The 10,593-nt window shown below is 41.9% G+C and carries 11 protein-coding genes; 6 read left to right on the top strand and 5 right to left on the bottom strand.

The annotated features are described in order from the left end of the window. Positions 1–271 precede the first annotated feature (271 nt). From WAZ74_RS02890 to WAZ74_RS02905, 4 genes are all read right to left on the bottom strand, one after another. A complete protein-coding gene (locus WAZ74_RS02890) occupies positions 272–712 on the bottom strand; it encodes a PACE efflux transporter (protein WP_422305608.1) in 441 nt (146 codons plus the stop codon). Between the two features lie 122 nt (positions 713–834). After that, the gene (locus WAZ74_RS02895) at positions 835–2,286 is read right to left on the bottom strand and encodes an NAD-dependent succinate-semialdehyde dehydrogenase (protein WP_422305610.1); all 1,452 of its coding nucleotides are present in this window, start codon (positions 2,284–2,286) and stop codon (positions 835–837) included. Positions 2,287–2,330: 44 nt separating this feature from the next. Then, a complete protein-coding gene (locus tag WAZ74_RS02900) occupies positions 2,331–2,711 on the bottom strand; it encodes a carboxymuconolactone decarboxylase family protein (protein ID WP_422305612.1) in 381 nt (126 codons plus the stop codon). Between the two features lie 48 nt (positions 2,712–2,759). After that, positions 2,760–3,407: a GntR family transcriptional regulator gene (locus WAZ74_RS02905; protein ID WP_422305615.1), complete on the bottom strand. Its 648-nt coding sequence runs from the start codon at positions 3,405–3,407 to the stop codon at positions 2,760–2,762. A 130-nt stretch (positions 3,408–3,537) separates the two neighbouring features. Here WAZ74_RS02905 and WAZ74_RS02910 point away from each other — a divergent pair, with 130 nt between their 5' ends. The 6 genes from WAZ74_RS02910 (at position 3,538) to WAZ74_RS02935 (ending at position 10,365) form a co-directional block, all read left to right on the top strand. Next, the gene (locus WAZ74_RS02910) at positions 3,538–4,140 is read left to right on the top strand and encodes an amino acid synthesis family protein (RefSeq protein ID WP_422305617.1); all 603 of its coding nucleotides are present in this window, start codon (positions 3,538–3,540) and stop codon (positions 4,138–4,140) included. Positions 4,141–4,153: 13 nt separating this feature from the next. Further along, the gene (locus WAZ74_RS02915) at positions 4,154–4,984 is read left to right on the top strand and encodes an alpha/beta fold hydrolase (protein WP_422305619.1); all 831 of its coding nucleotides are present in this window, start codon (positions 4,154–4,156) and stop codon (positions 4,982–4,984) included. 33 nt (positions 4,985–5,017) lie between these two features. After that, a complete protein-coding gene (locus WAZ74_RS02920) occupies positions 5,018–5,932 on the top strand; it encodes a flavin reductase family protein (RefSeq protein WP_422305621.1) in 915 nt (304 codons plus the stop codon). A 67-nt stretch (positions 5,933–5,999) separates the two neighbouring features. After that, on the top strand, positions 6,000–7,037 hold the full coding sequence (locus WAZ74_RS02925; RefSeq protein WP_422305623.1) for an LLM class flavin-dependent oxidoreductase: 1,038 nt from the start codon (positions 6,000–6,002) through the stop codon (positions 7,035–7,037). Positions 7,038–7,093: 56 nt separating this feature from the next. Then, positions 7,094–8,581, top strand: a complete 1,488-nt coding sequence (locus tag WAZ74_RS02930) for an aldehyde dehydrogenase (protein WP_422305625.1) — start codon at positions 7,094–7,096, stop codon at positions 8,579–8,581. 47 nt (positions 8,582–8,628) lie between these two features. Then, positions 8,629–10,365, top strand: a complete 1,737-nt coding sequence (locus tag WAZ74_RS02935; RefSeq protein WP_422305627.1) for a BCCT family transporter — start codon at positions 8,629–8,631, stop codon at positions 10,363–10,365. Here WAZ74_RS02935 and WAZ74_RS02940 read toward each other — a convergent pair. Then, positions 10,362–10,593: hypothetical protein (locus WAZ74_RS02940; protein ID WP_422305629.1), on the bottom strand; the 232-nt coding region annotated here is incomplete at its 5' end. The two genes, WAZ74_RS02935 and WAZ74_RS02940, sit on opposite strands and share 4 nt — an antisense overlap.

A 10,593-nucleotide genomic window follows, 5' to 3' on the forward strand; every position in this document is an offset into this window, starting at 1 on the left:
TATCTTCTTGACGGCTGCGGCTTTGAATTCTGCACTGTAGCTTCTGATTTTCTTGATCATGGTAAACTCCTAGGAATATGCTTAGTTTACCAAGTTTACTTGTACGGTTTCTTCAGCATAGCTCAGTATAAGTACTAATAGAAATCTAAAGATAATAGTGTTAATGGTGTAGCCGATATCTTTGCTATTTACTCCTCTAAAAGACTGACTGAGTGGTAAAAGTGGTTCAAACACGTTCGCAAAGTTATCAACGTAAATGCCTAAGCTAGAATTATTTAAGAGCTATTATGATTTGATGATTTAGCATAAATATCTTGTCAAAAATAAGTGTGAAAGTGAATGTATAAACTAAAAAAAACAATAGCAAAACAAATTCCATAAGAAACGCTTGCCATAATCCTACATCATACCAAATCATATAAAGTGGTAGACAAATTAGTAGAAGACCGCCTTCGAAGCCCATGGCATGAATACTACGAACCTTTAGAGTCCGTACTTTGACTTGCCAGCGTCTCTCAACTTTTTCAAAAAAGGTGTTATAAATAAAGTTCCATATAACGGCAGTGACAGATACTATAATCGCCACAGGTAATGACTGCGCTGCATCACCATTACTTACTAACATTAAAAGCAAGGTAGAGAGTGAAATTGCTAGTATTTCAAAAATAGTCACGTAGACAAGTCGACGCTTAACAGGACTTAAAGTAATCAACTATAGCTCCAATAGCTTTCCTACCAGCTCTAATCAATAACGGTGATGATAGCTCATCCATGCAACATTCAGTCTGTAATGAGCCTATCAATATTAATTGCTGATTATTTTTTGGTATACGATTAATTGATATCTAAGCAGATATATTTGGTTTCAACATATTCTTCAATACCATACTTTGAGCCTTCACGACCTAAGCCTGACTGTTTGACTCCGCCAAATGGTGCTAATTCCGTCGTTAGCATACCGGTATTGACACCAACCATGCCGACCTCTAGCGCTTCAGCAATGCGCCATACTCGTCCAATATCTCGGCTATAGAAATAACCTGCTAAACCATATTCAGTACGATTGGCTAATGCAATAGCTTGTTCATCAGTATCAAATTTGAACAATGGCGCTATTGGACCAAATATTTCTTCATTGGCAACGCGCATACTATTATCAACATTTGTTAAAATAGTCGGTTCAAAGAAATTCTCACCTTGATCAATTCTCTTGCCACCGCAGAGTATAGTGGCACCTTTGTCTTGAGCATCAGTCACGAATGATTCAGCATTATCAGCAGCAGCTTTAGTAATTAAAGGTCCTTGCGTCACTTTTGAGTCTAGACCATTACCGATTTTTATAGCCTTAACTTGTGCAGCAAGTTTCTGTGAGAACTCCTCATAAACGCCTGCTTGCACAAAGAAACGGTTAGCACAGACACAAGTCTGACCGCTATTTCGGTATTTGCTCATCATCGCGCCTTCAACAGCGGCATCTATATCTGCATCATCAAATACGATAAAGGGCGCATTACCACCTAACTCCATCGACATTTTTTTAACAGTGTCAGCACACTGTTTCATCAGTATTTTGCCTACACGAGTAGAACCCGTGAAACTGATCTTTTTTACTTTAGGATTAGTCGTCATCTCCTCACCGATAGCAATAGGGTCACCTGTGATAACACTATAAATTCCGTCAGGAATGCCTGCTTCTTGAGCTAAGTAAGCCATCGCTAATGCAGAATAAGGCGTTTCCATTGCAGGCTTGACGATCATTGGACAACCAGCGGCTAGGGCAGGACCCGCTTTGCGACTTATCATTGAATGAGGAAAATTCCATGGGGTAATAGCTGCGGTAACGCCAACGGGTTGTTTGATAACGATGAGACGCTTATCTGGCATATGCCCAGGAATAAAATCACCATAAATACGCTTTGCCTCCTCAGCAAACCATTCCAAATAATCTAAGCCGCTTTGGATTTCGCCTTTAGCTTCCGCAAGTGGTTTGCCCTGCTCAGAAGTCATTAAGATGGCTAAGTCTTCAATATTATCGCCAATCAGCGCATGCCAGCGGCGTAAGATCACGCTACGCTCTTTACCTGTTTTGGCTGACCAATTGGATTGAGCGCTATCTGCAGCCTCAATGGCGCGACGAGTTTCATCGCTTCCCATCATAGGTACGGTACCAATAAGCTCTCCCGTTGCAGGATTAAAAACCTCATGCGTTTTTTTATTATCTGCATCACACCATACACCGTTGATAAAAGCCTGTTGCTTAAATAACTTCTCATTGCTTAATTTCACGATCTTCTCCAACTGGTTCTAATTAAATTTATAGCAATTTAAATCTATAGTAATCCGCGTTCGGTTAATACCTTGCGGGCAATACGAAAACATTCGACGCCTTGGGGGACACCGCAATAAATAGCAATGGCATGAATAGCCGCGCGAATTTCCTCTAAAGAACAGCCATTGGTGATAGCCCCATTTAAATGCAATTCCCATTCATGCATTTTGCCTAGAGCGGCGATCATGGTTAGGTTCATTAATGAGCGAGTCTTAACGTCAATAGCCGCGTCACCCCAACCAAATCCCCAGCACCACTCGGTCATGGCTTCTTGAAAAGGGCGGTTGAAATCGTCTGCTGCTTTTAAGTTATTTTCAACATACTCATCGCCTAACGTCGCTTTACGCTGGCTTAAACCCAATTCAAATCGTTGCTTATCCATAATTATTCCTTATCTTGATGAATGAAAATATTATTAATTAAAATATGGTTAGTGAAGATGTATGCCAACTTCATAGGCTTCATCTATATGTTTTTGACAGGCTTTAACCGCCGCTTCGCCATTGCCTTTAGCAATATTATCGATGATTTCTTGTAAATTATTAGGCCCCTTAACGACTCGTCCTTTAGTTGATAATGTTTTAAAACGCAGGCGACCGATACGCCCGTTTAATCTATCGACTAGCTCCCATGCTACTGTCATGCCAGCGGTCACAAAAATGCATTCATAAAACAGACGCGTATGTGACAAAGCTTTGGCAACATCCCCTTCATTCAGCTTGGTTTTAATTTGATTTAGATAACCTTGCAAGGTTTCTATGATTTCGGTTGTTGCTTGCTTAGCACAATGGCGAACCGCTTCACACTCTAGCATTGAGCGCAACTCGTATATTTGACGAATCTCGTCACTTTCTAATACCGTTACTAAAGGCCCAGAGGAAGAGATAGTTACTAAATGCTCACTTTCTAGATGCCTAATACATTCACGTACGACCGTGCGACTCACTCCTAATTGTTCTCCAATCTTACGCTCTACTAATCTCTCGCCTGGTGCCAGCTGTCCTATAACGATAGCCATACGCAATTGTTCTAATGCTGTCTCTTTCAATGTTTTAGGTTTCTCAACTCTCTTTAACATAGTTTTCTATTCCTATTAAGTTACAGAGATTATAGGGAATATCAAAAATAAAGATAGTAATCTTTGACCAATAGTATTATGGTATACCATATTACGGTATTAATCATTAACTTTATAATAGGAATTTATAATGCTAAAACCAGAAATCAGAAAAATAGTCACTTTTGAGGAAGAAACTCTTATTGAAGGCTATAAAGCTGTTGATACGCCGCTACGCCTATTCGCGGTAGCTGCAGTGATAACTAACCCTTGGGCTGGTCGTTATGTAGAGGACTTAAAACCTGAAATCCAAGCGTTTGGCCCTGTTTTAGGAAAGCTATTGACCGATAGGATCATCGCGCTGGCGGGCGGAGCTGACAAGATACAGGCTTATGGTAAAGCTGCTGTCGTTGGATTAAATGGTGAGATTGAACATGCTTCAGGTTTAATTCATACCTTACGTTTTGGTAATTTTTACCGTGAAGCTTTGTCTGCTAGCAGCTACTTATCCTTTACTAATATACGTGGTACCGCCAACACGCCAATCATGATACCGCTTATGGATAAAGACGATGTGGGTCGCCGCTCACATTATTTGACGATTCAGTTTGCCATACCTGATGCACCTCGTGACGATGAAGTCGTGATTGTGCTAGGTGGTTCTACAGGGGGTCGTCCGCATCATCGTATTGGTGATCGCTATCAAGATCTAAAAGATCTCGGTCGTGATTTAGACAACCCGGCAGCCGTTTAAGGAGTACTCGTTGATGAAGTGGTCGCGTAAAACCTCTGATGGCATCGCTTATCACTACAACGCTAGTAATAGCGTTGATGAAAAAGCTATTCCTATTGTCTTTATACATGGCGTAGGTCTACGGGCAGAAAGTTGGGAGCAACAGCTAGCGGTTTTTGGTGACCAATATCGCTGCTTTGCAATCGATATGCCTGGGCATGGAGACAGTGAGCTGTTGGATAAACCCACTTTGACACTAGATGATTTTGCCGAAGCTCTAAAAAACTTTATCAATAACGTGATTGGTGAGCCTGCTATTGTCGTTGGCCATTCTCTAGGAGCAATGACGGCATTACAAACGGCAGTAACTTATCCAGAGGTAATTCGAGGCGTCGCCGCACTCAATGCTATTTTTGATCGCGCTGATAGTGCGGCGCAAAAGGTGCAAAGTCGTGCTGAGTCGTTACTGGATAATCTTGAACAAAACGTTAGCGACCAGCCTATTGCAAGATGGTTTGATAAGGATTCAAAGTATCAAGTGCAGGCCCAAATGTGCCGAGACTGGTTAGATAATGGTAACCGCTTAGGATATGCGCGCGCTTATAGAATGTTTGCTTATTTAAGTGGGATTTCGGCAGCACAATTACAGACTATCATAGCTCCTACGTTGCTATTAACAGGGGAGCTGGATGCTAACTCTAGCCCTGAGATGTCATTGGCTATGGCAAATATAGTGCCTGATGCGCGTGCTGTTATTGTACCTAAAGCTCGACATATGACCCAAATGACCCATGCGAGTGAAGTTAATTCAGCATTAAAATTATTTTTTGAGCAATGCACGACGCACGGCAATATTGATGCCTAAATTAACGAATACATTTAATAAAGAGAGGTTCCTATGAACAACAACATCGATCGCAAAGCCTTGCGTAATGCATTCGGCAGTTATATGACTGGCGTTACCGTGATAACCGCCATAACTGATGATGGTGAACCTGTAGGTTTCACTGCGAACTCGTTTACCTCAGTATCGCTTGATCCGCCTTTATTGTTAGTCTGTCCTGCTAAAACACTATCTAGTTTTGAGGTATTTGCCAACTGCAAGCACTTCACTGTCAATATATTAAGTGAAGATCAACAAGATATCTCTAATATATTTGCAGGCTCAAAAGAAGATCGATTTAATCAAATCAAGTGGCACGCAGACGAACAAGGCAGTCCAGTCATCGAAGGCGCGTTAACGCACTTTTCTTGCAAAACGGATCGTAATCTAGAAGCGGGTGATCATCATCTGTTAGTCGGTGAGGTTCTCGATTTCAAAGCCAATGAAGGGCGCGGTTTAGGATATGCCTCTGGCGGTTACTTTAGCTTAGGATTAGAGCGCGAGGCGGCTGAAGTCAGCACTCAAGAGAAACATGTCAGAGTTGGCGTTATCATTGAACATCAGGGCAAAGTACTACTTAGTCAAAACGAGGGCAAAGCGACCTTGCCAATGACGACTGCTGCTGATAATACCAACGCGGTCAGTACCATTATGCAGTTTATGACTGAAAAACAATTGAATGCTCAGCTAGGCGCAGCTTTCTCAGTATTTGAAGATAGTAAAAACAACATCAATTATATTTTCTACCGAGCAACTACAGAATCAGCAGATGCACAAGGATTGGGTGAGTTTGTCGCTATCGATGATATCAAACAACAAAGTTTTGTGACATTAGCTATAGATAGCATGATGAACCGCTATGCCATTGAAAGTAAAAATGGCTTTTATGGGGTTTATGTCGGCAAAGAAGATAGCGGTAAGGTCCATTAAGTTAAAAATTAAACCTAACAATATTTATTTTACAATCAGATCAAACAAATAGCTAAGGAATGGCACTATGAAATTCTCATTATTTTTACACATGGAACGGCTTGATGAATCACAAACTTATCAGCAGTTATACGATGGATTTATTAAGCTAGCTAAGATGGCAGATGACGGCGGCATGCATGCCATTTGGACGGGTGAGCATCATGGTATGGACTTTACTATTGCTCCTAATCCATTTTTAAACATTGTAGATTTGGCCCACCATACCAAAAATGTACGTCTGGGTACGGGTACTATCATTGCGCCATTTTGGCATCCGATCAAGCTGGCAGGGGAAGCGGCAATGACCGACATCCTAACCAAAGGAAGACTAGATCTAGGTATTGCTCGTGGCGCTTATAGTTTTGAATATGAGCGTTTGATGCCCGGTATGGACGCCATGGAAGCCGGTGGTCGTATGCGTGAGTTGGTGCCAGCAGTGCAGCAATTATGGAAAGGCGATTATGCTCATGATGGCAAATATACACAATTTCCATCGACAACCTCAGCACCAAAACCTATACAAGATGGTGGTGTGCCTATGTGGATTGCTGCTCGTGATCCACATAGCCATGCTTTTGCCGTTGAAAATAATTGCAACGTGCAAGTGACACCTCTATGGATGGGAATGGAAGAGATTGAAACGTTAATGCAGCGATTTAAGGATGCTAAAGCAGAACATGGCCAAGGTAAAGACCCTAAAATTATGCTGCTGCAACATGCTTATGTCGGTAGTGATGCCGATGATGTCGCTGAAGCTGCTAAATGTATCAGCCGTTTTTATTGCTATTTTGGCTCATGGTTTAAGAATGAGCGTCCCGTAACTCAGGGACTCATTCAACCGCTAAGTGATGAAGAAATGGAAAAGATGGAGATGTATGCGCCAGAGAAAATGCTAGAAAACATGCCAATAGGGACATCCAAGCAAGTCATTGAAAAGCTTAAAAAATATGAAGCTTTGGGTTATGACGAATTTGCCTTTTGGATTGATTCTAGTATGACTTATGAGCAAAAGCGTGACTCACTACGTCGCCTAATTGATGAAGTCATGCCAGCATTTGCATAAATTCGTTACGCTTACTCTACCCATAAAGTATGAATAAAATTTTTAGGAGAACACCCATGTCGAAACCTCATTATCAGCTCTATATCAATGGAGAATGGTGCGAAGGCAGTAGCAATCAATGTTTAGATAGCTATAACCCTGCAACAGGGGAGGCGTGGGCGACTTTTGCTTGCGCTAGTCCTGAAGATGTTGAGCGTGCTGTGGAAGGTGCCAAAGCAGCATTACGTAATCCTGAATGGGCAAAAATGTCAGCGTCAGGACGCGGTAAGTTATTGTACCGACTCGCTGAACTAGTGGAGCAAAACGCTGAACAATTAGGGAAAATAGAAACGACGGATAGTGGAAAACTGGCACATGAAACCGTTGCCCAGACTCGTTATGTCGGCGATTATTATCGTTATTATGCAGGACTTGCAGATAAGATTGAGGGGGCAACGCTCCCGATAGATAAGCCTGATATGTTCGTCTTTACTCGCCGTGAGCCTATTGGTGTCGTTGCTGCTGTTGTCCCATGGAATGCGCAGATGTTCTTGACCGCGACTAAGTTAGGTCCAGCGTTAGCAGCAGGTTGTACGGTTATTCTAAAAGCTTCAGAGATAGCGCCTTGTCCGATGTTTGCTTTTGCCAAATTAGTTGAAGAAGCGGGCTTTCCTAAAGGAGTTGTCTCTGTGATAACGGGCGATGCTGAAAACTGTGCTATCCCGTTAACCAGTCATCCTGATGTGGATAAAATAGCCTTTACTGGCGGACCTGATGCGGCACGTCATGTGGTCAGAAATTCTGCTAATAGCTTTGCCGTGACTAGCTTAGAATTAGGCGGCAAATCACCGATTATCGTCTTTGAAGATGCTGATTTAGAAAGTGCTGCTAATGGTTTGATCGCTGGTAACTTTGGCGCATCCGGTCAGTCTTGCGTTGCAGGATCACGTGGTTTTGTACATCGTTCTATCTTGCCTGAAATCATCAAACATGTTGAAGAAAAAGCCAAAGGTATTGTCATTGGTAATCCTTTAAACACTGAGACTCACGTCGGTCCTCTTTGCACTAAAGCTCAGGTTGAGCGTATTAAAGATACGCTGAGTAAAGCGGTGGCGCAAGGCGCGACCATTCGTTTCGGCGGCCATCCTCCTGAAGAGTCTGCTTTGAATGCTGGCAATTACTTTTGTCCAACCTTAGTAGAGTGCCCTGACACCGATATCGAAACTCAGACTATTGAGATGTTTGGGCCTGTAATGTCATTAGTAGCATTTGACACTGAAGATGAAGCCATTGCTATGGCAAATGACAGCGTTTACGGTCTAGGCTCTGGTGTCTTCACCCAAAATCTTGCACGTGCACATCGGGTGTCACAGCAAATAAAATCAGGTATCTGCTGGGTCAATACTTATCGCGCGATATCGCCTATGGCACCTTTTGGTGGCTACAATCAATCAGGCTATGGACGCGAGGCGGGTAGTGAGTCAGTGCTGGAATATACTCGCACAAAAACGACATGGATTAATATCTCTACCGAGCCGATGGCCAATCCTTTTGTCATGAGGTAAACAATAACTGTAGGTCATTCACTGCATTAAGTTTTAAGGAAAAAACTATGCCTATTCGACCCCCCTTAAAGGAGTTAAAGATAAAAACCCATGACAAAGGTTTTTATAAGGGTTTTAATCGTATTGTCACTATAACTTCAAAAATTCTGGTAACACTGGTTGTTATTTGGATTTTAAGCGATATTGAAAATTCTGGTGCTATTCTAGATGCTATGAAAAATTGGTCATACGCTAATCTTAATACCTACTACACTTACTCCGTGGCCTTTTATATATTTGTGTGTTTAACCGCTATTCTATGGCCATCATTTGGACGCACTAAACTTGGCTCTGATCCCAATGGAAAACCTGAATTTTCTAATTTCTCATGGTTTTCTATGATTTTTGGCGCTGGTATTGGTATCGGAGTACTAACCTATAGTGCTGCCGAGCCCATTTGGCATTTGGCAAATAATCCCGATACTATTATGTCAAAAGAGATGATAGTAGCGGCATTAAATGCCAATGGTCTCGCATTGCCTGAAGGTGCTGATGTCTTTGCTTTTTATCAAAACCAAGTTGCTGCTAGTACATTGACTGCTATTGACGGTATTGCCATACCCAAAACTGAATCAGCTTTAGACGGTGCTTTTCGCTATTCCTTTTTACATTGGGGTATTAGTGCTTGGGCAACTTATTGTCTAGTCGGTATCTGCTTGGCTTTTTTCAGTTATTCTCGTGGATTACCACTGACCATGCGTTCAGCATTAACGCCTTTATTTGGTAAGCATTTAGAGGGACCATTAGGCAATATTATCGATATCTCTGCGGTGATTGCCACCATATTCGGCATAGCGCAAACTATTGGTATAGGCTTGAGCTCCTTTGCTTCAGGCTTATATAGCATTACTGGTATTGCATGGTTAGTAACTAACCCTATCAATCCTGAGCCGACCACAGGTGCCTTGTTAGTATCGTTGTTCGTGGTTATGTGTCTATCGATGATCTCTGCGCTATCGGGGGTTGGACGCGGGGTAAAATGGTTGAGTAATATCAATATGGTATTGTCATTCTTACTGTTAGCCTTTTTCCTAATTTTCGGAGCAACTATGTTTGCACTAGAGATGCTAGGTAAAGGTATTTTTACTTATGTCGTACATCTGCCTGCGATGATCTTTACCGTCTGGGATCCTAATACTGAGTTAGGTGGCTGGCAAACCAGCTGGTCTATTTTTTACTGGGCGTGGTGGATTGCTTTTGCACCATTTGTGGGTATGTTCTTAGCACGTATCTCCAAAAATCGCACCATTCGTGAATTTGGATTAATTGGAATTATAGCGCCAAGCCTTACACTGTTCGTCTGGTTCTCTTTTATTGGCGGTACTGGTATTGATTTAGAGTTAAGTGGTATTGCTGGTGGTAAGATTTTTGACTCAGGCTTGACCGCTCAGCTCTTTGAGATTATTGGCTTTATGCTAGATCCATTAATGGCCAAGATGTTATCAGCAATGGTTGTGGTACTGCTATTAACCTATCTTGTCACTTCTGCTGATTCTGCATTATTAGTCGTCAATATGCTTAATGCTGGGGGCGAAGTCGAAGTTGAAAATGGTCAGAAACATATCATCGTTTGGGGTATTGCCTTAGCTTCCGTCATTGCCGCATTACTGATCGCTGGTGGCTTAGACGCTATTACTTCAGCTATGATTATCGCCGCCATACCATTCTCATTTATTATTATATTGATGGCGATTAGTTTATTAAAAGCCTTGATACTAGATGGTAGACGCGCGAAAGACCCTTAATCTTTAAAGATAAAAAAGCCACCTGTATTTATAGTATAGGTGGCTTTTCTCTGCTGTAAAAAAATTAAAATTATTTGACTCCTGCTGTCAAATCTGTAGAAACTAGGGAGTGTCCCTAATTGGAAAGCACGCATATATCTTCTAAAATAAGGCGTACACTTTATAAAATAAGAGGCATATAAAAAAGATGGCCAGACAAGCATTAACCGATAGCCTCTGGGAGCAGCT

Origin of the sequence: Psychrobacter sp. (assembly GCF_049295055.1) — a bacterium.
Taxonomy (GTDB): Bacteria; Pseudomonadota; Gammaproteobacteria; order Pseudomonadales; family Moraxellaceae; genus Psychrobacter.